Source organism: Tepidimonas fonticaldi (genome assembly GCF_007556755.1).
GTDB classification, from domain to species: domain Bacteria; phylum Pseudomonadota; class Gammaproteobacteria; order Burkholderiales; family Burkholderiaceae_C; genus Tepidimonas; species Tepidimonas fonticaldi.
In genome coordinates, this window is record NZ_VJOO01000011.1 from 21,939 (window position 1) to 47,134 (window position 25,196).

Sequence of the window (25,196 nt, forward strand, 5' to 3'; positions counted from 1 at the left end):
GCCAGCGGCGCGCGGATCAGCCCGCCAGCAGGGCGCGCACCTCGGCCAGCGTCGCGGGGTCGTAGAGGGCGGCGGCCTGCAGCTCCGGCGCGATGCGCTTGGTCAGCCCGGCCAGCACCTTGCCGGGGCCGCACTCGACGATGGCTTGCGCGCCGCGCGCGCGCAGCGCCTGCACGCACTCCACCCAGCGCACCGGGCCGGCGGCCTGGCGCACCAGGGCGTCGCGGATGCGCGCCGGGTCGGTCTCCACCGCGACGTCGATGTTGTTGACGACCGGAATCGCCGGGGTCTGGATGGTCACCTCGGCCAGCGCCGCGCGCAGCGCCTCAGCGGCCGGGCGCATCAGGCTGGAGTGGAACGGCGCCGACACCGGCAGCGGCAGCGCGCGCTTGGCGCCGCGCGCCTTGAGCACCTCACAGGCCTTGTCCACCGCGGCCTTGGAGCCGGCGATCACGGTCTGCGCCGGGTCGTTGAAGTTGACCGCCTCGACGATCTCGCCGCTGTCGGGCGCAAACGCAGCCTGTGCCTCGGCGCAGCCGGCGCGCACCGCCTCGGCGTCCAGCCCCAGGATGGCGGCCATCGCCCCGGCGCCCACCGGCACGGCCTGCTGCATGGCCTGCGCGCGCAGCCGCACCAGCGGCGCGGCCTGCGCCAGCGTCAGCGCCCCGGCCGCCACCAGGGCCGAGTACTCACCCAGCGAGTGGCCGGCCACGGCGATGGGGTCCGCCCCGCCCTCGGCCTTCCAGACGCGCCAGGCCGCCACGCCCGCCACCAGCATCACCGGCTGCGTGTTGGTGGTCAGCGCCAGCGCCTCCTTCGGCCCCTCGTGGATCAGGCGGCCCAGGTCCTCACCGAGCGCGTCGGAGGCCTCTTGCAGCGTGGCACGCACCACCGGGTGGTCGCCCCAGGCGTCGAGCATGCCCACCGATTGCGAACCTTGGCCCGGAAACACGAATGCGAACGTCGTCATCTTGCGAATGCTCCCGCGTGTTGTGTCGTCAGTAGCGCACCAGCGCCGAGCCCCAGGTGAAGCCGCCGCCCACCCCTTCCAGCAACAGCAACTGGCCCGGTCGCACCTGCCCGGCGCGCACCGCGTGGTCCAGCGCCAGCGGAATCGACGCCGCCGACGTGTTGCCGTGCTGATCGACGGTGACGACGACCCGCTCCAGCGGCAGTTTGAGTTTGCGCGCCGTGCTTTGCATGATGCGGATGTTGGCCTGGTGTGGAATCAGCCAGTCGACATCGGCCTCGGTCTTGCCGGCCTTGCCCAGCGTGGTGCGAGCCGTCTCCTCCAGCACACCGACCGCCAGCTTGAACACCGCCTGCCCGTCCATGCGCAGCAGCGGCTCGCCCAGCACGTGGCCTCCGGCCACCGTGCCCGGCACGCACAGGATGCCGGTGTGGCGGCCATCGGCATGGAGGTCGGTGGCCAGCACCCCGGGGCCGTCGCCGTCGTGCTCGACGGCCTCCAGCACCACCGCACCGGCGCCGTCGCCGAACAGCACGCAGGTGGTGCGGTCGTCGAAGTCGAGGATGCGCGAGAACACCTCCGCGCCCACCACCAGCGCGCGGCGCGCGCCGCCGGTGCGGATCAGCGCGTCGGCCACCGTCAGCGCGTAGATGAAGCCGGTGCACACCGCCTGCACGTCGAACGCCGCGGCGCCGATCGGCCCGTGAGCGCCGGCGGCCTGCGCCGCCTCGTGCAGCTTGCGCTGCAGGATCGTGGCGGTGGACGGAAAGACCATGTCCGGCGTGGAGGTCGCCACGACGATCAGGTCCACCTCGTGCGGCTGGCGGCCGGCGGCAGCCAGCGCCTTGAGGCTGGCCTGCAGCGCCAGGTCGCTGGCCATCTCGCCATCGGCGGCGAAGTGGCGCGCGCGGATGCCGGTGCGCTCGACGATCCAGTCGTCGCTGGTCTCGAGCCCACGCGCGGCGAGCAGGGCCGTCATGTCGTGGTTGGTCAGGCGCTTGTCGGGCAGGTGGCTGCCCGTCCCGGTGATGCGGGCGTACAGACTCATCGGCGATCAGATTCCTGGCAATGGACGACGGAGCGCCCGCTCAGAGGGGGGTGGCAGCCGGCGACTCGCCCGACGGCGTCGCCATCAGGGGCGCCGCCCGGGCGATGCGGCGCTGCACGCGCTCGAGCAACCGGGCCTCGGCCGCATCATACGCGCGCCGCAGCGCCTGCTCGAAGGCAAACGCATCGGCCGAGCCGTGGCTCTTGAAAACCAGTCCGCGCAGACCAAGCAACGCCGCCCCGTTGTAGCGGCGGTGATCCACGCGGCGCTTGAAGCGCGCGAGCACCGGCCACGCCACCAGCGCCGCCAGCCGCGAATGCCAGCCGCGCCCGAACTCCTCGCGCAGGAAGGCCCCGATCATGCTGGCCAGGCCCTCGCTCGCCTTGAGCGCGACATTGCCCACGAAGCCGTCGCAGACGACGATGTCCGTGGTGCCCTTGAAGATGTCGTTGCCCTCGACGTTGCCGTGGAAATTGAGGTCGCCGCGGGCGGCCGCCTCGCGCAGCAACTGGCCGGCGCGCTTGATGACGTCGTTGCCCTTGATGACCTCTTCCCCGATGTTGAGCAGGCCCACACTCGGGTTTTCGCGGCCATTGGCGGCGACCAGGGCCGAGCCCATGACGGCAAACTGCAGCAGATGCTCCGCGGAGCAATCGACGTTGGCCCCCAGATCCAGCACGGTGGTCGCGCCGCCGGCCGCGTTGGGCATTTGGGTGGCGATCGCCGGGCGGTCGATGCCGTCCAGCGTCTTGAGCACATAGCGCGCGATGGCCATCAGCGCCCCGGTGTTGCCGGCCGACACCGCCACATCCGCCGCCCCGTCCTTGACCTGCGCGATGGCCACGCGCATGGACGAATCTTTCTTGCGGCGCAGGGCAACCTCGACGGGATCGTCCATCTCGACGACCTCCGCCGCGGGCACGACGGTGCAACGTCTGGCGTCCAGCCCCGGCGGCAGCGCGGACAGCACTTCGGGGCGACCCACCAGCAGCAGGCGCGCCTGAGGGTGCGCCGCCAAAAAGGCGGCGCAGGCCGGCAGAGTCACGGAGGGGCCGTGATCCCCCCCCATGCAATCGACGGCGATCCGGATCACGGCAGTTTCAGGCGACCGCACGCTCGACGCCGCGCCGCCCATGTCCGCCGTGGAGATCAAGCCTCGGACTTGTTCTTGAGGACCTGACGGCCGCGGTAGAAGCCGTTGGGGCTGATGTGGTGGCGCAGGTGCGTCTCGCCGGTGGTGGGCTCGACGGCGATGCCCGGCGCCGACAGCGCATTGTGCGAGCGGTGCATGCCGCGCTTGGACGGCGACTTCTTGTTTTGCTGAACGGCCATGATCGGTTCCTGGAATACGAGTGCTGGCTAAGAAAACCCTGCATTATACCCGGACCGTTCTTGCGAGCACAAATTCCATGGGCGGGCGGATCCCTTCGGTCAGGAGCGGCGCCCAGCCTTCAGGGCCGCCAGCGCCTCGAAGGGATTCGGACGCGATGCGGGCGATACGGGGGCCGCGGCCTCCCCTCCCGCCCCAAGACCCGCCCCGAGAGCATCGCCCACCGCCAGCGGCAGGGGGCGCGGGCACACCTCGTGCAGCGGCACCAGCGGCGCAGCCAGCAGCAGCTCCTCCTCCACCAGCTCCAGCAAGGGGTAGCGCGGACCGTCGAGCACCAGCAAATCTTCCTCGCAGGATTCGTCTTCCGCCTCGGCCGCGGCCTCGTTGGCGACGAAGCGGAACCAGCGATCCACCATCACCGGCTGCCAGTACGGATCCAGACAGCGCTGACAAACCAGCGGCACCCGACCCTCCGCCTGCAGATGCAACCACAACTGCCGCGGCACCGCCGCGCGTCGCCCACCGGCCAGCGCACGCACGGCCGCCGCCACCGCCGGCGGCGGATCGCGCCATTCGGCATGCACGCGCCAGCGGACGGCCTCCTGCGCCTGCCCGGGCAGATCGGGGGCGTCGGCCAGCACGCGGGGCAAGCGGATCAGGGCAAACACCCCCGACAGGCCGTCGCCGCGGCGCGTCAGCGCATCGACGTCGATCCAGTCATGGGGCTCGGCGGCATGGGGGTTGGGGACACGCATACGGCGGATTATCCCCCGCCGGGTCAGCCATGCCATACTGCCGCCATGAACATCGCCGATCTGCGCAAGAGCTACGAGAAGGCCGAGCTGAGCGAGGACGCCTCGCACGCCGATCCGCTGCGCCAGTTCGAGCAGTGGCTGCACGAGGCCATCCGCGCCGAGCTGCCCGAGCCCAACGCCATGACGCTGGCCACCGTCGGCAGCGACCTGCGCCCGAGCACCCGCGTGGTGCTCATCAAGGGCTACGACGAGCGCGGCATCGTCTGGTACACCAATTACGACAGCCGCAAGGGCCGTGAGCTGGCCGGCAACCCGTACGCGGCGCTGCAGTTCCACTGGGTGGAGCTGGAGCGCGTGGTGCGCATCGAGGGCGTGGTCGAGAAAGTCAGCCCCGAGGAAAGCGACGCCTACTACGCCAGCCGCCCCCTGGACAGCCGCATCGGCGCCTGGGCCAGCCCCCAGAGTCAGGTGATCGACGGGCGCGGCGTGCTGGTGGCCAACGCCGCCAAATATGCCGCGCAATTTTTGATGAACCCGCCGCGGCCGCCGCACTGGGGCGGCTTCCGCCTCAAACCCGACGCCTGGGAGTTCTGGCAGGGCCGCAAGAGCCGGCTGCACGACCGGCTGCGCTACCGGCTGGAGAGCGGGCGTTGGATCCGGGAGCGGCTGGCGCCCTGAGCCCGGCCCGCGGCGTCGGGCTGCTTCGGTCCCATCGAGTCCAACCGGGCTGCCATGTCGGCCATCCTTACCCTCGTGAGCGGTCTCGACATCGGGAGCCCGCAAACGTACAATTGCACGTACAACATGACCAATGCACTCCCATGGACGCCATCACCTACTCCGCCGCCCGGGCCAACTTGGCCAGCACCATGGACCGTGTGTGCAACGACCACGCACCGCTGATCATCACCCGCAAGGGTGAGCGGTCGGTGGTGATGCTGTCCCTCGAAGACTACAACGCCCTCGAAGAGACCGCCTACCTGTTGCGCAGCCCCGCCAACGCACAACGGCTGCTCGGGGCCATCGAGCAGCTCAACGCAGGGGGTGGCAGCGAACGGGCGCTGGCGGAATGAAGCGGATCTTTGCCGATGCCGCCTGGGAGGACTATCTCCACTGGCAGCAGCAAGACAGGCGGATGGTCGAGCGCATCAACAAACTGATCAAGGAAGTCCAGCGCGAGCCCTTCAGCGGCATCGGCAAGCCCGAACCCTTGAAACACGCCCTGACAGGCTACTGGTCACGGCGCATCACCGACGAACACCGGATGGTGTATAGGACAGAGGCGGACGCGCTGCTGATTGCACAGCTGCGGTATCACTACCTGGGCTGAGATCCCGCCGGTTGCCACCCCGACGGAGGTCGATCAGGCCGGGGACGCCATCGGCTCGATGGCCTGGCCCGCCACCGCCTTCAGCGCATCGGCCGGCACCCGGTCGGGCGCAATCTGTGCCAGCGGCATCAGCACGAACGCGCGCTGCCCCATGCGCGGGTGGGGTACGGTGAGGTGCGGGGACTGGATGCGTGCGCTGCCGTAGAGCAGCAGGTCCAGATCCAGCGTGCGCGGGGCATTGCGATACGGACGCTCGCGGCCGGCGCGGGCCTCCAGCGCATGCAACGCCTGCAACAGCGCCGGGGCGCTCAGGTGGGTGGACACCGCGGCGACCGCATTGCAATAGTCCGGCCCGTCGGCATCCACCGGCGCGGTGCGCCACAGGCCCGAAGCGGCGATGCGCCGTGTCTGCGGCAGCTCATCCAACCACTGCAGCGCGGCCCGCACCTGCGCCGGGGCGTCGCCCAGGTTGGCGCCGATGCCAATGTAGGCCGTGACGGCATCACGCATCGGGTGCCCCGCCATCGGCCGGGGTGCCCCCACCCTCGCCGCCGCCAGCGGGCTTGCGCCGACGCCGGCGACGCTTGCGCGGTGCGGTCGGGCTTGGCGCCTCGCCATCCGGACCATCCGGGGACGGCACCACCGCCTCCGGTACGGCGGGTGCGACGGGTGCCATGGCCTCGTCCCCGGTGGGGTCGTCGGCGCGCCGGCGGCGGCTGCGCGGGGCTTTGCCGGGCGCCTTGGCACGCTGCTGCTCCAGCCGGACGGCCTCCACCATGTCGCGCCGCACGGCTTCGCCCGCCAGGCTGAAGGTCTCCCACCAGTGCGAGAGTTCTTCCTCCACCTCGCCCACCTGCGCACGCAGGCGCAAAAAATCGAAGCCCGCCCGAAAGCGCGGCTGCTCGACCAGCGTGAAGGGGCTCTGCCCCGTGCGCTTGTCGAAGCGCGGCTGCATCATCCAAATCTCGCGCATGTCGGCGCCGAGCTTGCCGCGGCCGGAGACATCGCCGATGCGCGACTCGAACACCTCGTCCACCGCCTCGGCCAGGGCCGGAAACGGCGGCACCCCCTCGCCCAAGCGACGCTGCCACGCCGTGCGCACGTCCTGCCACAGCACGCAGGCGAGCAAAAAGCTCGGCGCCACCGGCTTGCCCTCGGCCACGCGGCGATCGGTGTCCTGCAGCGCCGCGCGCACGAAGGGATCCTCCCCCCGCTCGACCACCACATCCAGCAGCGGGTAAATGCCGCGCGCCAGCCCATTGGCGCGCAGCGCCTCCACGCTGGCGATCGCGTGCCCGGTCTGCAGGAGCTTGAGCATCTCGTCGAACAGCCGGCTCGGCGGCACGTCGGCCAGCAGCGGCAGGTGCGCCGCCATGGGCGCGCGGGTTTTGTCGTCGAGCTTGAAGCCCAGCCCGCTGAGCTTGGCCGCAAAACGCACGGCGCGGATGATGCGCACCGGATCCTCGCGGTAGCGGGTGGGCGGGTCCCCGATCATGCGCAGCACGCGTTTGCGGGCGTCGCGAATGCCCTGGTGGAAATCGACCACGGTCTCGGTCTCCGGGTCGTAGTACATGGCGTTGATGGTGAAGTCGCGCCGCGCCGCGTCCTGCTCGATCGGCCCCCAGACGTTGTCGCGCAGCACGCGGCCGCTGGCGTCCACCGCCAGCGACACCCCGGCCAGGGCGCGTTTGGAGCGCTCATCCCCCACCACGGGCTCGGCCGCCGCCGAATCGAGGTAGGCCCGGAAGGTGGAAACCTCGATGACCTCGTGCTCCCGCCCGCGGCCGAACACCACATGCACGATGCGAAAACGCCGCCCGATGATGAAAGCGCGCCGAAACAGCGCCTTGACCTGCTCCGGCGTGGCGTTGGTGGCAACGTCGAAGTCCTTGGGCCGCAGGCCCAGCAGCAGGTCGCGCACCGCGCCGCCCACGATGTAGGCTTCGTAGCCCGCGCGTTTGAGGGTGTGCACCACGTCCAGCGCCCGGCCATCGACCAGCGAGGGGTCGATGCCGTGCACGGACACCGGCACGTCCTCGCGCTTGCCAAAGCGGGACCGGCGCAAGGTGGGGCGCACCGTTTTGTCCAGCAGTTTGTCGATCAGCGTCTTGATCATGGGAGAGGGTCGAACAGGTCCAGGATGCGCCAGCCGCGCTCGCGCGCCAGTTGACGCAAACCCGCCCCCGGATTGGTGGCGACGGGCACGTCGGCGCGCTCCAGCAGGGGCAGGTCGTTGGTGGAGTCGGAATAAAAGGTCACATGCACGCCGTCCCAGTCCAGCCCCTGGGCCGCCAGCCATTGCGCCACGCGCGTGACCTTGCCCTCGCGAAACGAGGGCACGCCACGGATGGCCCCGGTGATCCAGCCGTCGGGGCCGCGCTCCAGCTCCACGGCGATCAGCGTCTCGACCCCCAGCGCGCGGGCAATCGGTCGGGTGACGAACTCGTTGGTGGCGGTGACGATGGCCACCCGGTCGCCACGCTCGCGGTGCGCGGCCAGCAAGGCGCGGGCAGCGGGCCGAATCGCCGGCTCGATCACCTCGGCCATGAAGCGCGCGTGCGCCTCGGCGGCCGCCTGCGGGCCGCGCACGCGCACCGCGTCGGTGGCAAAGCGCACATAGGCATGCACATCCAGCCGGCCCGCCTGGTAATCGGCAAAAAAGGCGTCGTTGCGCCGCGCAAAATCCACCGGATCGGTCCACCCGATGCGGGTGGTGAACTCACCCCAGGCGTAGTCCGAATCGAGCGGCAGCAGCGTGTGGTCCAGGTCGAACAGGGCGATGCCCACTCGGCCCCTCGTGCTTTGTGGCGAGGTGGCGGCAGGTGACGGAACGGGTACGGCGGTCGGGGTCATCGTAGCGAGGCAATCCATCGGCGTCATTCGGCGGTCCATGCACGGTCGATGCGCGCTCACTCGGCCGCCAGCATCGCCCGCACCAGCGGGATGGTGATGGCGCGCTGGGTGCGCAGCGCATAGCCATCCAGCCGGTCCAGCAGCGCCATCAGGCTGGACAGATCGCGCGCAAAGCGGTTGAGCATGAAGTCCATGACCTCGTCGGACAGCGCGATGCCCCGGGCATCGGCCGCGCGGCGCAGCACGGCGCGGCGCGCCGGCTCGTCCAGCGGTTGCAATTGGAACACATGGCCCCAGCCCAGGCGACTGCGCAAATCCTCGCGCAACGGCAGATCGGCCGGGGGGCGGTCGCCGCACGCCAGCACCGCACGCTGCGGCCCAACCGCCGGGGACTGGGCGTTGACGAACCAATTGAAGGCCGCGGCCTGCTGAGCGGCCGTGTAGAGCTGCACATCGTCCAGCAGCACGGCCGACCACCGTTCGTCGAAAGGCGCCGGACGGGTCACCTCGGCCCCCAGCCAGCCCACCGACTCGCCCCGCCCCAGCAGCGACTGGGCCACGGCGCGCAGCAGGTGCGTCTTGCCGCTGCCGGCCGGCCCCCACAGATAAATGGGCAGCGGCGCGCGCGGCTGCGCCTGAACCCACAGCCGCAGGTGTTCCCAGGCCGGCTCGTTGCCGTCGGGCACGAAGTTGGCCAGGGTCGGCATGGGCGCCAGCCCCAGGTCGAGGACGAGCTGCTCCACTCAGTCCTCCTCCGGCGAGTGCGCCGCGTCGCGCGGGCGGTACAACGGGCTGCTGACGTACAAGCCCTGCACGCGCCGCACGGCCACCAGCAGCACCGCCGATGCGGGCAGCGCGATCAACACGCCCACGAAGCCGAACAGATGCCCAAACGCCATGAGGGCAAAGATAACGCCGATGGGGTGCAGCCCGATGCGCTCGCCAACCAGCCGGGGGGTGAGAAAAAAGCTCTCGATCACCTGCCCCGCCCCGTACACCGCCGCGACCAGCAGCACGCCCAGCAGGCTCTGAAACTGCAACAGCGCCGCGAGCAGGGCCAACACCAGCCCCAGCCCAAAGCCCAGATACGGCACGAACACCGCCAGCCCCGTGAAGACCCCGATGGGCACCGCGAGCTTGAGGCCCACCAGCGCCAAGGCGACGGCGTAGAACACCGCCAGCGCCCCCATGACCAGCAACTGACCGCGCAGGTACTGCCCCAGGACCGCATCGGCCTCGGCCAGAAACCGCCCGACGGCCGGGCGCCACGGCGGCGGCACCAGCGCGCGGCAGCGCGTCACCACCGCCTCCCAGTCGATCAGCAGGTAGTAGGCCACCACCGGCATCAACACCAGATTGCCCAGCACCGCAAGCATCGCGCTGCCGCCGATGCGCAGCGACGCGAGCACATGGTCCAGCAACTGCCCCTCATGGCCGCTGATCAGGCGCCGCAGCAGCGCGCGCACGCCCTCCACGTCGATGGCGATGTCGAACCCGTGGCGCTGCGCCAGCGGCACCAGCCAGGTATTGAGCCGCTCCAACAGCGGCGGAATCTGCTCGCGCAGCAAGGGCCACTGCTGGGTGACGACCGGCACGATGATCAGCACCACTGCCAACAGCACCAGCATCAGCAGGGCGATGGCCAGCCCGGCGCCCAGCCATTGGGGCACCCGGCGCGCGGCCAACCACGCCACCACCGGCCGCAGCGCGTAGGCCAACACCGCCGCCACCACGAACGGCAACAACACCGGCGCGAGCAGCGACACCCCCCACCAGCCGGCGACGGCCAGGGCCAGCCACAGCAGAACCTGTCGTTGGGAATCGGTCAGCAGCATCGGGGCGGTCACGGCGGCGGGCAAACGCCCCCATCGCGGCCGACCGGGGCACCCGTACAATCGCGGGGATTCTACCGACCCCATGAACACGACACCCCTCTCCTACAAAGACGCCGGCGTGGACATCGACGCCGGCGACGCGCTCGTCGAGCGCATCAAGCCGCTGGCCCGCCGCACGATGCGCGAGGGGGTGCTGGCCGGCATCGGCGGCTTCGGCGCGCTGTTCGAGGTCCCCAAGCGCTACCGCGAGCCGGTGCTGGTCAGCGGCACCGACGGCGTCGGCACCAAGCTCAAGCTCGCCTTCGAGTGGGACATGCACGACGGCGTCGGCATCGACCTCGTGGCGATGAGCGTCAACGACGTGCTGGTGCAGGGGGCCGAGCCGCTGTTCTTCCTCGACTACTTCGCCTGCGGCAAGCTCGACGTCGACACCGCCGCGCGCGTGGTGGCCGGCATCGCCCGCGGCTGCGAGGAATCCGGCTGCGCGCTGATCGGCGGCGAGACCGCCGAGATGCCCGGCATGTACCCGCCCGGCGAGTACGACCTGGCGGGGTTCTGCGTCGGCGTGGTGGAAAAGTCGCGCATCCTCACCGGCGCCGACGTGCGCGCCGGCGACGTGGTGCTGGGCCTGGCCTCCAACGGCGTGCACTCCAACGGCTTCAGCCTGGTGCGCAAGTGCCTGGAGCGCGCCGGCGCCAACCTGCCGGCCACGCTGGACGGCCGGCCGCTGCGCGAGGCCGTCATGGCCCCGACGCGGCTGTACGTCAAGCCGGTGCTGGCCGCGCTGCAGCAACACCCGATCAAGGCGCTGGCGCACATCACCGGCGGCGGCCTGCTGGAAAACATCCCGCGTGTGCTGCCCGAGGGGCTGGCGGCGCACCTGGTCAAGGGCAGCTGGCCGCAGAGCGAACTGTTCGGCTGGCTGCAGCGCACCGCCGGCATCGACGACCACGAGATGAACCGCACCTTCAACAACGGCATCGGCATGGTGGTGGTGGTCGCAGCCGACCACGCCGACGCCACGGCGGCGACCCTGCGCGCGCAGGGCGAGACGGTCTATCCCATCGGCACCATCGCGCCGCGCGGCGACGGGGCCGCCGTCATCGTGCGCTGACGGGCCTATCGTCCACGGGGGCGGCCGCCCCATCCATCCTCCAACCCCTCGCCGTCAGGCCGCCCCGCCGCGCAGCTCGCGCACGCGCTGGGCAATCGCATCCGCTTCCAGCGGATCGTCGGCGTGGGCCAGGTACGCCTCCAGATCCGGCAGCGCCCGGCTGGGCTGCCCCAGTTCGGCCCAGGCCAGTCCGCGATCGCGCACCTCGGTCCAGGCCTCGGGCAGCAGCACGATCAGGCGGTCGAGCACCGGAATGAGGCGCTGCCAGTCCTCCTGCGTGCGGTGGATCTCCTTCAGGTTGCGCAGCACCCGCGCCACGATGTCGCGCGGCGCCGCGGCCTGCAGATACAGGCCCACCGGCACATCGAAGTCGTCCACCAGCCCGTTGCGGCGCTTGTAGGGCTCCAGCCGCTCGGCCAGATCCTCGCGGCTGAGGGAGTGGCCGGTGAACGGATCCAGAATCACCTGCCCCTGCGGCAGATTGACCTTGACCAAAAAGTGCCCGGGGAAGTTGACCCCGGCCGCGCGCAAACGGATGCCCTGCGCCAGTTCCAGCCAGATCACCGCCAGGCTGATCGGGATGCCGCGGCGGGTGCGCAGCACCGTGTGCAGATAGCTGTTTTCCGGGTCGTAGTAGTCGTTGACGTTGCCGCCAAACCCCAGATCGTGAAAGAAAAATTGGTTGAGCACGCGCAGCCGGTGCAGGTGCCCCGCGTCTGCCGGCAGGCGCCGGCGCAGCCGCTCGAGCAGCCGGTCCACCCCGTCGAGCACCGCCTGGACGTCGAGGTCGGGATACTCATCCAAAGCGACGGCGGCCGTGGCCTCCAGCAACGGAAACCCCTCGTCCTGCGCCACCAGCGAGGCGAAGTAGTCGAGCGAAGAAGGTGCCCGCGCGGCCCAGTTCATGCCGCTACTTTCGCACAAACTGGCGCAACGGCAAACCGGCCAGGGCCAACACCCCAAAGTAGGCCGCGCCGGCCCCCAGCACACCGGCGGTCAGCACCGCCGCGCGCAACGCGCGACCGTCGGGGTGGGTCCAGTCATACGCCTGCGCCAGCCACAGCAGGTACACCGCCAGCACCACGGCGGCGGCCAGCACCTGCAACGCAAAACGGCCCCAGCCCGGCTGCGGCACATAGGCCCGCCGCCGCACCAGCCCGGTCAGCAGCCACCCGGCGTTGAGCAGCGCCCCCAGGCCAATCGCCAGCGCCAGTCCCGCATGGGCCAGATGCGGCACCAGCACCGCATTCATCACCTGGGTGAAGATCAACACCACCACGGCAATGCGCACCGGCGTGCGGATGTCCTGCCGGGCATAGAAGCCCGGCGCCAGCACCTTGATGGCGATCAGCCCGAGCAGCCCCACGCCGTACCCCATTAACGCCTGCGCGGTCTGCCGCACATCGGCCGCCGTGAAAGCACCGTAGTGGTACAGCACCGCCACGAGCGGCTGGGCAAACACCAGCAACCCGACGGCGCTGGGCACGGCCAGCAGCACCACCCAGCGCAACCCCCAGTCCAGCAGGCGGCTGTACCGGTCACCGTCGCCCGCCGCCTGCGCCGCCGCCAACTGCGGCAACAGCACCACCCCCAGCGCCACCCCCAGCAGCGCCGTGGGAAACTCCATCAACCGGTCGGCGTAGGTCAGCCACGACACGCTGCCCGTGGCCAGATGCGACGCGATCTGGGTGTTGATCAACAGGGACACCTGGGCCACGCTCACCCCCAGCAGGGCCGGCCCCATCAGCGTCAGGATGCGGCGCGTGCCCGGGTGCTGCCAGCCGGCGCGCAGCCCCGCGCGGGTCAACCGCACACGGGGCAGCAGCCCCAGCCGCGCCAGCGCGGGGATCTGCACGCCCAGCTGCAGCACCCCCCCCAGCATGACGCCACCGGCCAGGGCATAGATGGGCTCCAGGCCCCAGCGCCCCAGCACCGGCGCCCCCCACCACGCCGCGCCGATCATGGCCACGTTGAGCAGCACCGGGGTCGCAGCCGGCACCGCAAAGCGCCGCCAGGTGTTGAGGATGCCGGCACTCAGCGCCACCAGCGACATGAAGCCAATGTAGGGGAACATCCAGCGCGTCAGCACCACGGCCACGTCGAAGCCGTGCGGGTTTTGCTGCAGGCCCGCCGCCATCGCCCACACCAGCAGCGGGGCGCCAGCCACCCCGATCACGCAGGTCAGCAGCAACGCCGCGACCAGCAGCGTCGCCACGCGGTCGATCAGCTCGCGCGTGGCGGCGTCGCCATCCGTCTCGCGCGTGGCGGCCAGCACCGGCACGAACGCCTGCGAAAACGCCCCCTCGGCAAACAAGCGGCGCAGCAGATTGGGGATGCGAAACGCGACATTGAAGGCGTCGGTCAGCGCACTGGCCCCGAAGGTAGCGGCGATCAGCAGCTCCCGCACCAGGCCGGTGATGCGCGACGCCAGCGTCAGCAGCGAGACGATCGAAGCGGATTTGAACAGCGACACGGCGCGAGTGTAGCCGCGCGCCTACAATGGCCCGACATGACCATTCTGAACGCCGATCTGCACTGCCACTCCACGGTTTCCGACGGCACGCTTGCGCCCGAGGCGCTGGCCGAGCGCGCAAAAGCCAACGGGGTGGAGCTGTGGTCGCTGACCGACCACGACGAGGTCGGCGGCCAGCACCGGGCGGCAGCGGCGGCCCACGCACTCGGCCTGCCCTACCTGAGCGGCGTGGAAATTTCGGTCACCTTCGCCGGCCTGACGGTGCACATCGTCGGCCTGGGGGTGGACCCGGACGATCCCCAACTCATGCAGGGCCTCGCACACACGCGCGGCGGGCGCGAGCGGCGCGCGCGCGAGATGGCGGACCAGCTCGCCGCCGTCGGCATCCGGGGCGCGTTCGAAGGCGCGCTCAAATACGTGGGCAACCCAGAGCTCATCTCGCGCACGCACTTTGCGCGGTTTCTGGTCGAGGCGGGCGTCTGCCACGACACGCACGAGGTGTTTCGGCGCTTTCTGACCGAGGGCAAACCTGGCTACGTGGAACACCACTGGGCCACCCTGGGCGACGCCGTGCGCTGGATCACCCAGGCCGGCGGCATCGCCGTCATCGCCCATCCGGCGCGCTATGCCCACCCCAACCCCACGCAGGAATACGCGCTGTTCGCCGAATTCGCGGCGCACGGCGGCCGGGCGGTGGAGGTGGTCACCGGCAGCCACAGCAGCGCCGAGGCCGTGCGCTATGCCGACATGGCGCTGGAGTTTGGGCTGGCCGCCTCGCGCGGCAGCGACTTCCACAGCCCCGACGAGTCGCACACCGACCTGGGCGCCCTGCCCTACCTGGACGGTCGACTGACCCCCGTGTGGGAGCTGCTGGCCCACCGCATCCAGCACTGACGCCGGGGACGGCGCGCATGGCCCAGTTTTTCGAAGTCCACCCGGACAACCCGCAACCCCGCCTGCTGCGCCAGGCGGCCCAGGCCCTGCAAGGCGGCGCCGTGCTGGCCGTGCCCACGGACTCCAGCTACGCCTTGGTGTGCCACCTGGACGACAAGGCGGCCGTGGAACGGCTGCGGCGCATCCGCGGCGTGGACGAGCGCCACCACCTGACGCTGCTGTGCCGCGACCTGTCCGAGCTGGCCGCCTATGCACGGGTAGACAACCGCCAGTACCGCCTGCTCAAGGCCGCCACGCCGGGGCCGTACACCTTCATCCTGGAGGCGAGCAAGGAAGTCCCGCGCCGCGTCAGCCACCCCTCGCGCAAGACCATCGGCCTGCGCGTGCCCGAACACCGCGCCCTGCGCGAACTGCTGGCCCTGCACGGCGCCCCTCTGCTCGGCACCACGCTGATCCTGCCGGGCGACGAGGGGCCGTTGAACGATGCGCACACCATCCGCGAACGGCTGGAACACGCCGTGGCCGCCGTCATCGACGCCGGCGCCTGCCCGCTGGAGCCCACCACCGTCGTCGATCTGACGCCGATGGGCACCGGCGGCGACCCCGAGGTGCTGCGCATCGGGCGCGGACCGCTCGCACCGCTGGGCCTGTAAGGCCCGCACCCGCGCCACCTGCGACAATCCCGCCATGGACCTGGCCCAGATCATCCAGACCGTCGCGATCTACGCGCTGCCGGTACTGTTTGCCATCACCGTGCACGAAGCCGCGCACGGCTACGCCGCGCGCCACTTTGGCGACCCGACGGCCGAGCGGCTGGGCCGCATCACGCTCAACCCCATGCGGCACATCGATCCGATCGGCACCATCGCCATGCCGCTGCTGCTGTACTTCGCCACGGCCGGGGCCTTTCTGTTCGGGTACGCCAAGCCGGTGCCGGTCAACTTCGGTCGGCTGCGCCACCCCAAGCGCGACATGGTCTGGGTGGCCCTGGCGGGCCCGGCGGCCAATCTGGCGCAGGCCATCGCCTGGGCCGCCGCGGGCTACCTGCTCGTCGCGCTGGACGTGCAGGAGCCGTTCTTCAACGGCATGGCCCGCGCAGGCGTCCTGGTCAATCTGGTGATGTTCGCCTTCAACCTGTTCCCGCTGCCGCCGCTGGACGGCGGGCGCATCCTGGTCGGCCTGCTGCCCATGCGCCCGGCCATGACGCTGTCGCGCGTCGAGCCGTATGGCTTTTTCATCGTCCTGGCGCTGGTCGTGACCGGCGTGGTCAGCACCCTGTGGCTGCGCCCGCTCATGCAGATCACCGCCCAAGCCATCGAGTGGCTGCTCACGCCGCTGCGCTGGCTGCTGTTCTGAGTGCGGGCCCCGGCCCGCTCCACCCCCACCGTTCCCCCATGACCACCGTCCGCGTCCTCACCGGCATCAAACCCTCCGGCACCCCGCACCTGGGCAACTACGTCGGCGCCATCCGCCCCACGGTGCGTGCCAGCCGCGAGCCGGACATCGACAGCTACCTGTTCCTCGCCGACTACCACGCCCTCATCTCCACCCACGACCCGGCGCGCGTGCAGCGCTCCACGCTGGAAATCGCCGCCACCTGGATCGCCTGCGGACTGGACCCCGAGCGCGTCACCTTCTACCGCCAGTCCGACATCCCCGAAATCCCGGAGCTGACCTGGCTGCTGGCCTGCGTCTGCGGCAAGGGGCTGCTCAACCGCGCCCACGCCTACAAGGCGGCGGTGGACAAAAACACCGCCGACGGGCGCGACGCCGACGACGGCGTCACCATGGGCCTGTTCATGTACCCCGTGCTGATGGCGGCCGACATCCTCATGTTCAATGCGCACCGCGTGCCCGTGGGCCGCGACCAGATCCAGCACATCGAAATGGCGCGCGATCTGGCCTCCAGCTTCAACCACCACTACGGCGAGCATTTCACGCTGCCGGAGGCCGTGATCGACGAACAGGTGGCCACCCTGCCCGGCCTGGACGGCCGCAAGATGAGCAAGAGCTACGACAACGTCATCCCGCTGTTCGCCCCGCGCGAGCAGCTGCGGCGGCTCATCATGGGCATCGTCACCGACTCCCGCGCGCCGGGCGAACCCAAAGACACCGAGGGCTCGGCGCTGTTCCAGATCTACCAGGCCTTCGCCACGGCCGAGGAAACCGCCGCCCTGGCGCGCGACTTTGCTGCCGGCATCGCCTGGGCCGAGGCCAAAGAGCGGCTGTTCGAGCGCATCGACCGCGAAATCGCCCCCATGCGCGCGACCTACGACGACCTGATGGCGCACCCGCAGCGGGTGGAGGCCCTGCTGCGCGCGGGCGCGGCCAAGGCGCGCGTGCAGGCCACGCCGTTCACCGCACGGCTGCGCGCCGCCGTCGGTCTGCGGCCCCTGGACGACCTGGCCCCGCCCCCCGCCGCCGAGGCAACCGGCACCAAGGTCGCACCGCCGGTTTTCAAGCAGTACCGCGAAAGCGACGGCCGCTTCTATTTCAAGCTGACCGACGCCAAGGGCCATGTGCTGCTGCAAAGCACGGGGTTCGACTCGCCCAAGGCCGCGGGACAGGCCGTCGCCCGCCTCAAGGCCGAAGGCTGGAGCGGCTCCCCGGATCTGCACGCACTGCTCGAGGCGTACGCGCCGGCCGAACGCATCGATGCTGCTCTGGCCCTGCTGCGCGAGGCCTGAACGCTGCGGGCCGATCGCCCCCAAAAACCGCTCCCTCTAGCCTGCTACAATAGCAGGCTTGTCGACCGCGGAGAGATGGCAGAGTGGTCGAATGCGCCGGACTCGAAATCCGGTATACGGGTCTTCCCCGTATCGAGGGTTCGAATCCCTCTCTCTCCGCCACGAATCCACCCTTTCCGACGACAGCCGGAAAGGGTTTTGTTTTTTCAGCGTGGCTTCGTGGGATGGCGGGGAACTGCCTCGACAAGAGAGGCGGGAGTGCGCACGTTGCTTGGTGCCGCTTGTCTGACTCGAACAGACGACCTACCGCTTACAAGGCGGGTGCTCTACCAACTGAGCTAAAGCGGCTGAGCGGGCAACCCGTGCGCAGGGTCGCCCGTCGGGCAGGGCTCCATTGTAGCCCTGCCGGGATCACTTGATCCGGGTCAGCGTCGGGCGCTTGCCGCCACGTGCCGGGTGGCCATCACCATCGCCGCCGTCGTGGGCGGTCTCAGCGGGGGCGTCGGCCGGGGTATCGGTCGGCTCACGTGCCTCGTCGCTGGCCACCACCTGCAGCCGCTGGGACGGCGTATCCGCCGAGGCCGGCTGCGGGGCGGGAAAGGCCATGCCCTGCCCGTTCTCGCGCGCGTAAATGGCGATCACATGGTCCACCGGCACCACCACGTCGCGCGGCACCCCGCCAAAGCGGGCCTTGAACTCGACCACGTCGTTGCCCAGCCGCAGGCCGCTGGTGGCGTCGAAGCTGACGTTGAGGACGATTTGACCGTCGCGCACGAACTCGCGCGGCACCTGCACGCGCTCGTCCACCGCGACCACGATGTAGGGCGTGAAGCCCCCGTCCGTGCACCATTCGTGCAGGGCACGGATGAGGTACGGGCGCGTGGAGGGCAGATCGGTGTCCATCACTTGCGCATGACCTTTTCGGACGGCGTCAGGGCCTCGATGTAGGCCGGCCGCGAGAAGATACGCTCGGCGTACTTCAGCAGCGGGGCGGCATTCTTGTTCAGCTCGATGCCGTAGTGGTCCAGGCGCCACAGCAGCGGGGCGATCGCCACGTCCAGCATGGAGAAGTTGTCCCCCAGCATGAACTTGTTCTTCAGGAACACGGGGGCCAACTGGGTCAGGCGGTCGCGGATGTGGGCCTTGGCCTTCTCGATCTGTTTATCGGTCGGCTTGGGCGTGCGCTGCTCCAGCACCGAGACGTGCGAGAACAGCTCCTTCTCGAAGTTGAGCAGGAACAGCCGCACGCGCGCACGGTCCACCGGGTCGCCCGGCATGAGCTGCGGATGCGGGAAGCGCTCGTCGATGTACTCGTTGATGATGTTGGATTCGTACAGGATCAGGTCGCGCTCGACCAGGATCGGTACCTGGCCGTAGGGGTTCATGACCGCGATGTCCTCGGGCTTGTTGTAGAGATCCACGTCGCGGATCTCGAAATCCATGCCCTTCTCGAACAGCACGAAACGACAACGGTGCGAATACGGGCAGGTGGTGCCCGAGTACAGAACCATCATGGTGTGTTCGCTCCTCGACAAAAGAAAACAGTGGATGGCCGCCTGCCGGCTGGCTCACCCACTGCGCGGACCGCGCGCTGGCACGCGGTCAGATGGGGATTACTTGACGTCCTTCCAGTAGGCGGCGTTCAAGCGCCAGGCGATGAAGGTGAACACGCCCAGGAAGATCAGCACCCACACACCAAGGCGGATGCGGTCATTCTTGGCGGGCTCGCCCATCCATTCCAGGAACGCGACCAGCTCGGCGACGGTGCGGTCGTATTCCGCCTCGGTCAGCTTTCCGGGCTTGACGACTTCCCACCCGCGGAAGACTTCCACCTCGTGGCCGTGGCTGGAGACCTTCTCGAACACCGGCTTGCGCTCGCCCTGCAGCTCCCACAACGGGTGGGGCATGCCGATGTTGTGGAAGGCGACGTTGTTCCAGCCCGTGGGGCGGTTGGGGTCGCGGTAGTAGCCGCGCAGCAGCGTGTACAGATAGTCGGTGCCGCTGTAGCTCAGTTGCGCGGCGCGCGAGCGGGCCACCAGCGACAGATCCGGCGGTTGCGCGCCGAACCAGGCCTTGGCCTGCTTGGGGTCGATCGCGGCGATCATCTGGTCACCCACCTTTTCGGTGGTGAACATCAGGTTCTCGCGGATTTGCTTTTCCGTCAGGCCGATTTCGGTCAGCCGGTTGTAGCGCACGAACGACGCCGAGTGGCAGCTCAGGCAGTAGTTGGTGAAGATCTTGGCGCCGTTTTGCAGCGCAGCCAGATCGTTGGTCAGGCGCGGGGCCTTGTCCATCGGGAAGCCTGCGCCTGCGGCGTGCAGCGCGCCGGACGCCCCGAACATCGCACCGAGGGCCACCAGACCCGTGGCAATCCATCGCTTCATGGGATTCGACTCCTCGAGTTTCAGTGGGCCTGGAAGTTGACGCGGGACGGAACGGGCTTGAACTCGCCCAGGCGGCTCCACCACGGCATCAGCAGGAAGAAGCCGAAGTAGAACAGCGTGCCCACCTGCGAGACGCGCTCACCCACCGGCGACGGCGGCAGCACGCCCAGGTAGCCCAGGATCAGGAAGTTGACGACGAACAGCGCGTACAGGTATTTGTTCCAGCTCGGGCGGTAGCGGATCGACTTGACCGGGCTGTAGTCCAGCCAGGGCAGGAAGAACAGGATGATGACCGCGCCGCCCATCACGACCACGCCCCAGAACTTGGCGTCGATGCTGAGCATCAGCGCGGACAGCACCACCGCGCCGCCGAGCAGGCCGCCTTTGCCCACCGGGCCCATGGACGACTTGATCGCCCCCAGCACGGCCGCAATCAGCACCACCGCGACGAGCACGTACATCATCTCGGTCGTGGTCGCGCGCAGCATCGAGTAGAACGGCGTGAAGTACCACACCGGCGCGATGTGCGGCGGCGTCACCATCGGATCGGCCGGAATGAAGTTGTTGTATTCGAGGAAGTAGCCGCCCAGCTCCGGCGCGAAGAAGACGATCGCCGAGAACGCCATCAGGAACACCGACACGCCCAGAATGTCGTGCACGGTGTAGTACGGATGGAAGGGGATGCCGTCCAGCGGCTTGCCGTCCGGCCCCTTGGTGGCCTTGATCTCGATGCCGTCCGGGTTGTTGGAGCCCACCTCGTGCAGCGCGATGATGTGCGCGACCACCAGACCCAGCAGCACCAGCGGCACGGCGATGACGTGGAAGCTGAAGAAGCGGTTGAGCGTCGCATCGCTGACGACGAAGTCGCCACGGATGAGGATCGCCAGATCGGGGCCGATGAAGGGGATGGCGGAGAACAGGTTGACGATCACCTGCGCACCCCAGTACGACATCTGGCCCCAGGGCAGCAGATAGCCCATGAAGGCCTCGGCCATGAGCGCGAGGAAAATCGCGCAGCCGAAGATCCACACCAGCTCGCGCGGCTTGCGGTACGAGCCGTAGATCAGGCCGCGGAACATGTGCAGGTACACCACGATGAAGAACGCCGAAGCGCCCGTGGAGTGCATGTAGCGGATCAGCCAGCCCCACGGCACGTCGCGCATGATGTATTCGACCGAGGCGAAGGCCACGGGGACGCCTGCCGCGTTGAGCGAGGCGTCCGGCTTGTAGTGCATGACGAGGAAGATACCGGTGACGATCTGGATCACCAGCACCAGCAGGGCGAGCGAGCCAAAGAAGTACCAGAAGTTGAAATTCTTCGGCGCGTAGTATTCGGACAGGTGCTCCTTGTAGAGCTTCGACAACGGGAAGCGGTTGTCGATCCAGGTCAGGAGCTGCTCGCCGCGCGACGCGTTGGGGGGGGCTTCCTTGAATTCGGCCATGGTGGTTCCCTAGTGCGTGGATTCGGTGCAAACGCGGCGGATCAGGCCTTGGGCGGGTCTTCGCCGATCAGCACGACCGTGTCCGAGACGTAGTGGTGCGGCGGCACTTCGAGGTTGTCCGGCGCCGGCTTGTTCTTGAACACCCGGCCCGCCATGTCGAAGGTGGAGCCGTGGCAGGGGCACAGGAAACCGCCTTTCCAGTCGTCCGGCAGCGACGGCTGCGGACCGGGCTGCAGCTTGTCCACGGGCGAGCAGCCCAGGTGCGTGCAAATGCCCACCGCGACGAGGATTTCCGGCTTGATCGAGCGGTGCCGGTTCTTCGCATACGGCGGCGTCGGATACGCCTTGCGGTCGGATGCGGGGTCGGCCAGTTGAGACTCGACTTGCTCCAGCGACGCCAGTTGCTCCGGCGTGCGGCGCATCACCCACACCGGCTTGCCCCGCCATTCCACGACGACCTTCTCGCCAGGCTGGAGCTTGGACACGTCCACCTCCACCGAGGCGCCGGCGGCCTTGGCGCGCTCGGACGGCGAGAACGAACGGACGAAGGGGACCGCAGCGGCGGCCACGCCCGCGCCACCCACGGCACACGAGGTGATCAGCCAGGTCCGGCGGTCTTGGTCTAGGTTGGCTTCGCTCATGGGGGAGGTCTTTCTGAAATGCTGGAGCAAGACGGGACGCGCGCACCGCCACCGGGCGGCCTGCGCACAAAAGCCGCTGCGCATTGTAAGGGATCGCCGTTCGGACAAACCCTGATCCGTGACGTCGGCAGGTCAAACCGCCGCCGTCGCCCGCCGTGCACGCATCGCCCAGGCCGACTCCAGCGCCGCCAGTAGGCTGGAGGGATCGGCCAGCCCCCGCCCCGCCAGGTCGAACGCCGTCCCATGGTCGGGGCTGGTGCGCACGAACGGCAGGCCCAGCGTGGTGTTGACGCCCCGCTCGAGGCCCAGGTACTTCACCGGGATGAGGCCCTGGTCGTGGTACATGGCGACGACCACGTCGAACTCCCCGGCCCGCGCGCGCATGAACACGGTGTCGGGGGGGTGCGGGCCGGTGACCGCCCACCCGGCGGCCTGCGCGCGAGCGACGGCCGGGGCAATGGCGTCGATCTCCTCCCGCCCGAACAGCCCGCCCTCGCCCGCGTGCGGATTGAGCCCCGCGACAGCGATGCGGCAGCGCGGCCAGCCCAGCAGCCCGCAAAAATGGTCGTGGGTGATGCGCAGCGTCTCCCACACCGCCGCCTCGGTGACGGCCTCGATCGCGGCGCGCAAAGGGATGTGGATGCTGACGAGCACGGTGCGCAGCACATCGTTCGACAACATCATGCGCACCGGCAGCTCGGCAGGCAACAGGCCGCGCGCCTGCGCGGCGATGCGCTGCAGCAGCTCGGTGTGGCCGGGCACATCGACGCCGGCAGCGGCCAGCGCCGCCTTGTGCAGGGGGGCCGTGACGAGGGCGCTGACCTCCCCGCGCAGCGCGGCCTGGGCGGCGGCGATGACGGCATCGGCGGCCGCCCGGCCCGCCACGGCACTGACCTCGCCAAAGCGCGGCAGCGCCGGAATCGACACCACGGGCCACACGGGCACGCACCGCGGCGGCACACGCCCCGCCTGCGCCGGCCCGTCCAGCACGGCGATCGGCAGCAGCCCCCCGCCCACCTGCGCCGCCCGCCGCATCACGGCCACATCCCCCACCACCACGCAGCGGGACGACCACTCGGGCCAGCGCCGGAACACCTCGGCCACGATCTCCGGCCCGATGCCGGCCGCATCCCCCATGGTGATGGCGATGGGGGCGTCGCCCCCGTCAGCGGACAAGCGGGGCGCGTCCATCAGGCGGGATTGTCGATGTCGATGAAACGGTGTTCGATGCCGAGCTGGGCGGCCACATGCGCGCCAACGGCGGGCGCGCCGTAGCGCTCGGTGGCGTGGTGCCCGCACGCCAGGAAAGCCACGCCGCACTCGCGCGCCAAGTGCGCCTGGGGTTCGGAGATCTCGCCGGTCAAAAAGGCATCGGCGCCGGCGGCGATGGCCGCCTCGAAATAGCCCTGCGCCCCGCCACTGCACCAGGCCACGCGGCGAATCGGCCGGCCGTCCCCCGCCACGCAGGTGACGCGCCGGCCCAGCGCCGCCTCGACGCGGGCGGCCAGTGCCGCCGCATCCGGCGCGTCGCACCCGCCCAGGAAGCCGAGCTGCTGCTCGCCAAACCGTCCCCACCCCTCGCCCAGCGGCGCGAAGCCCAGGCGCTGCCCGAGTTGGGCGTTGTTGCCCAGCTCGGCATGCGCATCGAGCGGCAGGTGGTAGGCGTACAGATTGATGTCGTGCGCCAGCAGCCGCTGCAGGCGGGTTTTCATCCAGCCGGTGACGGTGCCGCGCTGTCCGCGCCAAAACAAGCCGTGGTGCACCAAAATGGCATCGGCACCGACGTCGATGGCCGCTTCAATCAAGGCCAGGCTGGCGGTGACGCCGCTGACCAGGCGGCGGATCGGCCGGCACCCCTCGACCTGCAATCCGTTGGGGCCATAGTCCTGAAAGCGCGCCGGCTCCAGCAGCGCGTCCAGCGCGGCCAACAGCGCGTCACGGGTGGTGCCACCGGACGCAACGTCCGCGGCGGAGAGGGGCAGATCCTGCATGGGCGGATTGTCGCACCGCCCGCGCGCCGATCGTCAGGACTTGCCAGCGGCGCGCTCGGACTCGGCCATCTTGCGCGAGAAGAAGCGGTAGAACCACACCGCCATGACGACGATGAAGGCAATCACCCCCGCGCTCATGAGCCCGTAATCGGTCGAAAAAAGGTCCACAATTGCTTTCATACTGCGCTCCTGCGTCATTTGAACCGCTTGCCTATTGGAGCCGCGGACGGCGACAGGCGCATTGACCCATATCAACCCTGATGCAAACAGGGGTTTGGCCGGCGGGCTGCCGGCGGAAAGTGTCCATGAAGCGCCACTGGCTGATCTTCTCCCAGACCGTCACCGTGCTGCTGGCCATCTGGTTCGTGGTGGCGACGCTCAAACCGCACTGGCTGACCCAGCGGCCCTCGCTGTCGAGCGTGGTGCCGGTCTTCGAGGTCGGGCCCGACACGCGCAGCCCCACCATCGCCGGGGCCAGCCTGAGTGCCGCGGCGCGGGCGGCCGCTCCCGCGGTGGTGAGCATCAGCACGAGCAAGGCGGTGCGGCACCCGCATGCCCAGGAGCCGTGGTTCCGGTTCTTCTTTGGCGAACGGCCGGAATTCCAACCCCAGGCCGGGCTGGGATCGGGCGTGATCGTCAGCCCCGCCGGCTACATCCTGACCAACAACCATGTGGTCGAAGAGGCGGACGAGATCCTCGTGCAGCTCAGCGACGGCCGGCAGGCACCGGCCCAGGTCATCGGCACCGACCCCGATACCGATCTGGCGGTGCTGCGCATCGCCCTGCCCGATCTGCCGGTGATCGTGCTGGGGCGATCCGAATCGCTCGAGGTGGGCGACCGGGTGCTGGCCATCGGCAATCCGTTCGGCGTGGGCCAGACGGTGACGGCGGGCATCGTCAGTGCCTTGGGGCGCAGCCAGCTTGGCATCAACACCTTCGAAAACTTCATCCAGACCGATGCGGCGATCAACCCGGGCAACTCCGGCGGGGCGCTCGTGGACGCCGAGGGGCACCTGGTCGGCATCAACACGGCGATCTATTCCCGCTCGGGCGGCTCGATGGGCATCGGCTTTGCCATCCCGATGGCGACGGCGCGGGAGGTGATGGAGGCCATCGTGCGCGACGGCGCCGTCACGCGCGGCTGGATCGGCGTCGAGCCGCAGGAGCTGACACCCGAGCTGGCCGAGCATTTTGGCGTGCCGCAGGCCAGCGGGGTGATCGTGACGGGCGTCCTGCAGGACGGGCCTGCGGCCAATGCCGGCATCCGCCCGGGGGATGTCATCGGCCGCGTCGAGCAGACGCCCATCCGGGATGTGGCGGGCCTGCTCGCCGCGGTGGCGGCGCTCAAACCCGGCACACCCGCCGAGCTGGAAGTACAGCGGCGAGACGGCGCGCGCACACTGACCGTCGTCCCCGCGCGCCGGCCGTCAGCCGCCGCGCGTTGACGCG

At 69.7% G+C, this 25,196-nt stretch carries 29 protein-coding genes and 2 tRNA genes; 10 read left to right on the plus strand and 21 right to left on the minus strand.

Going from position 1 to position 25,196, the window contains the following annotated elements:
- Nucleotides 1-16 precede the first annotated feature (16 nt).
- The 5 genes from fabD to Tfont_RS07110 all read right to left on the minus strand — a co-directional run bounded on the left by fabD (nt 17) and on the right by Tfont_RS07110 (nt 4,103).
- Nucleotides 17-970 carry an ACP S-malonyltransferase gene (fabD, locus tag Tfont_RS07090; protein ID WP_143968919.1) on the minus strand — a complete coding sequence of 318 codons (954 nt, stop codon included), beginning with the start codon at nt 968-970 and terminating at the stop codon, nt 17-19.
- Between the two features lie 28 nt (nt 971-998).
- The gene (locus Tfont_RS07095) at nt 999-2,018 is read right to left on the minus strand and encodes a beta-ketoacyl-ACP synthase III (protein ID WP_068606674.1); all 1,020 of its coding nucleotides are present in this window, start codon (nt 2,016-2,018) and stop codon (nt 999-1,001) included.
- Between the two features lie 40 nt (nt 2,019-2,058).
- Nucleotides 2,059-3,111 carry a phosphate acyltransferase PlsX gene (gene plsX / locus Tfont_RS07100; protein ID WP_143968920.1) on the minus strand — a complete coding sequence of 351 codons (1,053 nt, stop codon included), beginning with the start codon at nt 3,109-3,111 and terminating at the stop codon, nt 2,059-2,061.
- Nucleotides 3,112-3,167: 56 nt separating this feature from the next.
- The gene (gene rpmF, locus Tfont_RS07105) at nt 3,168-3,350 is read right to left on the minus strand and encodes a 50S ribosomal protein L32 (RefSeq protein WP_068606675.1); all 183 of its coding nucleotides are present in this window, start codon (nt 3,348-3,350) and stop codon (nt 3,168-3,170) included.
- Between the two features lie 99 nt (nt 3,351-3,449).
- On the minus strand, nt 3,450-4,103 hold the full coding sequence (locus Tfont_RS07110; RefSeq protein ID WP_185974490.1) for a YceD family protein: 654 nt from the start codon (nt 4,101-4,103) through the stop codon (nt 3,450-3,452).
- Between the two features lie 45 nt (nt 4,104-4,148).
- Here Tfont_RS07110 and pdxH point away from each other — a divergent pair, with 45 nt between their 5' ends.
- From pdxH to Tfont_RS07125, 3 genes are all read left to right on the plus strand, one after another.
- Complete coding sequence (gene pdxH / locus Tfont_RS07115; protein ID WP_143968922.1) at nt 4,149-4,781, plus strand: pyridoxamine 5'-phosphate oxidase; 633 nt, start codon at nt 4,149-4,151, stop codon at nt 4,779-4,781.
- A 143-nt stretch (nt 4,782-4,924) separates the two neighbouring features.
- Nucleotides 4,925-5,176 carry a type II toxin-antitoxin system Phd/YefM family antitoxin gene (locus Tfont_RS07120; protein ID WP_068606681.1) on the plus strand — a complete coding sequence of 84 codons (252 nt, stop codon included), beginning with the start codon at nt 4,925-4,927 and terminating at the stop codon, nt 5,174-5,176.
- Nucleotides 5,173-5,433 (plus strand): Txe/YoeB family addiction module toxin, encoded by a 261-nt coding sequence (locus Tfont_RS07125; RefSeq protein ID WP_143968923.1) that lies wholly within the window; start codon nt 5,173-5,175, stop codon nt 5,431-5,433. Before Tfont_RS07120 ends, Tfont_RS07125 begins: the two co-directional genes overlap by 4 nt.
- Before the next feature lie 33 nt (nt 5,434-5,466).
- Here the strand turns inward: Tfont_RS07125 and folK are convergent, their stop codons facing one another.
- From folK to Tfont_RS07150, 5 genes are all read right to left on the minus strand, one after another.
- Entirely contained in the window at nt 5,467-5,943 is a 477-nt protein-coding gene (gene folK / locus Tfont_RS07130) for a 2-amino-4-hydroxy-6-hydroxymethyldihydropteridine diphosphokinase (protein WP_143968924.1), read from the minus strand.
- Nucleotides 5,936-7,549 carry a polynucleotide adenylyltransferase PcnB gene (gene pcnB / locus Tfont_RS07135; RefSeq protein ID WP_143968925.1) on the minus strand — a complete coding sequence of 538 codons (1,614 nt, stop codon included), beginning with the start codon at nt 7,547-7,549 and terminating at the stop codon, nt 5,936-5,938. The genes folK and pcnB overlap by 8 nt, the downstream gene beginning before the upstream one ends.
- Nucleotides 7,546-8,220, minus strand: coding sequence for an HAD family hydrolase (locus Tfont_RS07140; protein WP_143968926.1), 675 nt, complete (start codon nt 8,218-8,220; stop codon nt 7,546-7,548). The genes pcnB and Tfont_RS07140 overlap by 4 nt, the downstream gene beginning before the upstream one ends.
- 122 nt (nt 8,221-8,342) lie before the next feature.
- On the minus strand, nt 8,343-9,029 hold the full coding sequence (gene hda / locus Tfont_RS07145) for a DnaA regulatory inactivator Hda (RefSeq protein WP_143968927.1): 687 nt from the start codon (nt 9,027-9,029) through the stop codon (nt 8,343-8,345).
- On the minus strand, nt 9,030-10,133 hold the full coding sequence (locus Tfont_RS07150; RefSeq protein WP_313906460.1) for an AI-2E family transporter: 1,104 nt from the start codon (nt 10,131-10,133) through the stop codon (nt 9,030-9,032).
- 70 nt (nt 10,134-10,203) lie between these two features.
- Here Tfont_RS07150 and purM point away from each other — a divergent pair, with 70 nt between their 5' ends.
- A complete protein-coding gene (gene purM, locus Tfont_RS07155) occupies nt 10,204-11,235 on the plus strand; it encodes a phosphoribosylformylglycinamidine cyclo-ligase (RefSeq protein ID WP_068606695.1) in 1,032 nt (343 codons plus the stop codon).
- Nucleotides 11,236-11,289: 54 nt separating this feature from the next.
- Here the strand turns inward: purM and Tfont_RS07160 are convergent, their stop codons facing one another.
- Nucleotides 11,290-12,141, minus strand: coding sequence for a SirB1 family protein (locus Tfont_RS07160; protein WP_068606697.1), 852 nt, complete (start codon nt 12,139-12,141; stop codon nt 11,290-11,292).
- Nucleotides 12,142-12,145: 4 nt separating this feature from the next.
- The gene (gene murJ / locus Tfont_RS07165; RefSeq protein ID WP_143968928.1) at nt 12,146-13,708 is read right to left on the minus strand and encodes a murein biosynthesis integral membrane protein MurJ; all 1,563 of its coding nucleotides are present in this window, start codon (nt 13,706-13,708) and stop codon (nt 12,146-12,148) included.
- A gap of 36 nt (nt 13,709-13,744) precedes the next feature.
- On the opposite strand from murJ, the gene Tfont_RS07170 reads away from it, so the two are divergent.
- The 5 genes from Tfont_RS07170 (at nt 13,745) to Tfont_RS07190 (ending at nt 17,451) form a co-directional block, all read left to right on the plus strand.
- The gene (locus Tfont_RS07170) at nt 13,745-14,602 is read left to right on the plus strand and encodes a 3',5'-nucleoside bisphosphate phosphatase (protein WP_143968929.1); all 858 of its coding nucleotides are present in this window, start codon (nt 13,745-13,747) and stop codon (nt 14,600-14,602) included.
- 17 nt (nt 14,603-14,619) lie between these two features.
- Complete coding sequence (locus Tfont_RS07175; protein WP_143968930.1) at nt 14,620-15,255, plus strand: L-threonylcarbamoyladenylate synthase; 636 nt, start codon at nt 14,620-14,622, stop codon at nt 15,253-15,255.
- 34 nt (nt 15,256-15,289) lie between these two features.
- Nucleotides 15,290-15,958 (plus strand): site-2 protease family protein, encoded by a 669-nt coding sequence (locus tag Tfont_RS07180; protein WP_068606705.1) that lies wholly within the window; start codon nt 15,290-15,292, stop codon nt 15,956-15,958.
- Between the two features lie 38 nt (nt 15,959-15,996).
- The gene (locus tag Tfont_RS07185; protein WP_143968931.1) at nt 15,997-17,289 is read left to right on the plus strand and encodes a tryptophan--tRNA ligase; all 1,293 of its coding nucleotides are present in this window, start codon (nt 15,997-15,999) and stop codon (nt 17,287-17,289) included.
- A gap of 69 nt (nt 17,290-17,358) precedes the next feature.
- Nucleotides 17,359-17,451 (plus strand) — tRNA-Ser (locus tag Tfont_RS07190).
- A gap of 110 nt (nt 17,452-17,561) precedes the next feature.
- Here the strand turns inward: Tfont_RS07190 and Tfont_RS07195 are convergent.
- From Tfont_RS07195 to Tfont_RS07235, 9 genes are all read right to left on the minus strand, one after another.
- A tRNA-Thr gene (locus Tfont_RS07195) sits at nt 17,562-17,637 on the minus strand.
- A 63-nt stretch (nt 17,638-17,700) separates the two neighbouring features.
- On the minus strand, nt 17,701-18,192 hold the full coding sequence (locus Tfont_RS07200) for a ClpXP protease specificity-enhancing factor (RefSeq protein ID WP_143968932.1): 492 nt from the start codon (nt 18,190-18,192) through the stop codon (nt 17,701-17,703).
- The gene (locus Tfont_RS07205; RefSeq protein WP_068606212.1) at nt 18,192-18,803 is read right to left on the minus strand and encodes a glutathione S-transferase N-terminal domain-containing protein; all 612 of its coding nucleotides are present in this window, start codon (nt 18,801-18,803) and stop codon (nt 18,192-18,194) included. The genes Tfont_RS07200 and Tfont_RS07205 overlap by 1 nt, the downstream gene beginning before the upstream one ends.
- A gap of 99 nt (nt 18,804-18,902) precedes the next feature.
- The gene (locus Tfont_RS07210; protein ID WP_143968933.1) at nt 18,903-19,673 is read right to left on the minus strand and encodes a cytochrome c1; all 771 of its coding nucleotides are present in this window, start codon (nt 19,671-19,673) and stop codon (nt 18,903-18,905) included.
- 20 nt (nt 19,674-19,693) lie between these two features.
- The gene (locus Tfont_RS07215; RefSeq protein ID WP_068606210.1) at nt 19,694-21,115 is read right to left on the minus strand and encodes a cytochrome b; all 1,422 of its coding nucleotides are present in this window, start codon (nt 21,113-21,115) and stop codon (nt 19,694-19,696) included.
- 41 nt (nt 21,116-21,156) lie between these two features.
- Nucleotides 21,157-21,756, minus strand: coding sequence for a ubiquinol-cytochrome c reductase iron-sulfur subunit (gene petA / locus Tfont_RS07220; RefSeq protein ID WP_068606209.1), 600 nt, complete (start codon nt 21,754-21,756; stop codon nt 21,157-21,159).
- A 132-nt stretch (nt 21,757-21,888) separates the two neighbouring features.
- Complete coding sequence (gene pdxA, locus Tfont_RS07225; RefSeq protein ID WP_143968934.1) at nt 21,889-22,947, minus strand: 4-hydroxythreonine-4-phosphate dehydrogenase PdxA; 1,059 nt, start codon at nt 22,945-22,947, stop codon at nt 21,889-21,891.
- Complete coding sequence (locus tag Tfont_RS07230) at nt 22,947-23,747, minus strand: Nif3-like dinuclear metal center hexameric protein (RefSeq protein ID WP_143968935.1); 801 nt, start codon at nt 23,745-23,747, stop codon at nt 22,947-22,949. Before Tfont_RS07230 ends, pdxA begins: the two co-directional genes overlap by 1 nt.
- Nucleotides 23,748-23,780: 33 nt before the next feature.
- A complete protein-coding gene (locus Tfont_RS07235) occupies nt 23,781-23,927 on the minus strand; it encodes a DUF3149 domain-containing protein (protein WP_082955236.1) in 147 nt (48 codons plus the stop codon).
- Nucleotides 23,928-24,052: 125 nt separating this feature from the next.
- Between Tfont_RS07235 and Tfont_RS07240 the strand changes: the two genes are divergently transcribed.
- Entirely contained in the window at nt 24,053-25,192 is a 1,140-nt protein-coding gene (locus Tfont_RS07240; RefSeq protein ID WP_068606206.1) for a S1C family serine protease, read from the plus strand.
- The last annotated feature ends 4 nt before the right edge of the window (nt 25,193-25,196 follow it).

Excerpts from the sequence above, each read along its gene's own strand:
- petA (WP_068606209.1), bottom strand. The coding sequence starts at position 21,756 with ATGAGCGAAGCCAACCTAGACCAAGACCGCCGGACCTGGCTGATCACC.
- Tfont_RS07215 (WP_068606210.1), bottom strand. The coding sequence starts at position 21,115 with ATGGCCGAATTCAAGGAAGCCCCCCCCAACGCGTCGCGCGGCGAGCAG.
- Tfont_RS07180 (WP_068606705.1), top strand. The coding sequence starts at position 15,290 with ATGGACCTGGCCCAGATCATCCAGACCGTCGCGATCTACGCGCTGCCG.
- fabD (WP_143968919.1), bottom strand. The coding sequence starts at position 970 with ATGACGACGTTCGCATTCGTGTTTCCGGGCCAAGGTTCGCAATCGGTG.
- pdxA (WP_143968934.1), bottom strand. The coding sequence starts at position 22,947 with ATGGACGCGCCCCGCTTGTCCGCTGACGGGGGCGACGCCCCCATCGCC.
- pdxH (WP_143968922.1), top strand. The coding sequence starts at position 4,149 with ATGAACATCGCCGATCTGCGCAAGAGCTACGAGAAGGCCGAGCTGAGC.
- purM (WP_068606695.1), top strand. The coding sequence starts at position 10,204 with ATGAACACGACACCCCTCTCCTACAAAGACGCCGGCGTGGACATCGAC.
- Tfont_RS07210 (WP_143968933.1), bottom strand. The coding sequence starts at position 19,673 with ATGAAGCGATGGATTGCCACGGGTCTGGTGGCCCTCGGTGCGATGTTC.
- rpmF (WP_068606675.1), bottom strand. The coding sequence starts at position 3,350 with ATGGCCGTTCAGCAAAACAAGAAGTCGCCGTCCAAGCGCGGCATGCAC.
- Tfont_RS07185 (WP_143968931.1), top strand. The coding sequence starts at position 15,997 with ATGACCACCGTCCGCGTCCTCACCGGCATCAAACCCTCCGGCACCCCG.
- Tfont_RS07205 (WP_068606212.1), bottom strand. The coding sequence starts at position 18,803 with ATGATGGTTCTGTACTCGGGCACCACCTGCCCGTATTCGCACCGTTGT.
- Tfont_RS07160 (WP_068606697.1), bottom strand. The coding sequence starts at position 12,141 with ATGAACTGGGCCGCGCGGGCACCTTCTTCGCTCGACTACTTCGCCTCG.
- Tfont_RS07110 (WP_185974490.1), bottom strand. The coding sequence starts at position 4,103 with ATGCGTGTCCCCAACCCCCATGCCGCCGAGCCCCATGACTGGATCGAC.
- folK (WP_143968924.1), bottom strand. The coding sequence starts at position 5,943 with ATGCGTGATGCCGTCACGGCCTACATTGGCATCGGCGCCAACCTGGGC.
- Tfont_RS07170 (WP_143968929.1), top strand. The coding sequence starts at position 13,745 with ATGACCATTCTGAACGCCGATCTGCACTGCCACTCCACGGTTTCCGAC.
- Tfont_RS07230 (WP_143968935.1), bottom strand. The coding sequence starts at position 23,747 with ATGCAGGATCTGCCCCTCTCCGCCGCGGACGTTGCGTCCGGTGGCACC.
- Tfont_RS07095 (WP_068606674.1), bottom strand. The coding sequence starts at position 2,018 with ATGAGTCTGTACGCCCGCATCACCGGGACGGGCAGCCACCTGCCCGAC.
- Tfont_RS07125 (WP_143968923.1), top strand. The coding sequence starts at position 5,173 with ATGAAGCGGATCTTTGCCGATGCCGCCTGGGAGGACTATCTCCACTGG.
- Tfont_RS07175 (WP_143968930.1), top strand. The coding sequence starts at position 14,620 with ATGGCCCAGTTTTTCGAAGTCCACCCGGACAACCCGCAACCCCGCCTG.
- Tfont_RS07235 (WP_082955236.1), bottom strand. The coding sequence starts at position 23,927 with ATGAAAGCAATTGTGGACCTTTTTTCGACCGATTACGGGCTCATGAGC.
- Tfont_RS07120 (WP_068606681.1), top strand. The coding sequence starts at position 4,925 with ATGGACGCCATCACCTACTCCGCCGCCCGGGCCAACTTGGCCAGCACC.
- Tfont_RS07240 (WP_068606206.1), top strand. The coding sequence starts at position 24,053 with ATGAAGCGCCACTGGCTGATCTTCTCCCAGACCGTCACCGTGCTGCTG.
- pcnB (WP_143968925.1), bottom strand. The coding sequence starts at position 7,549 with ATGATCAAGACGCTGATCGACAAACTGCTGGACAAAACGGTGCGCCCC.
- Tfont_RS07200 (WP_143968932.1), bottom strand. The coding sequence starts at position 18,192 with ATGGACACCGATCTGCCCTCCACGCGCCCGTACCTCATCCGTGCCCTG.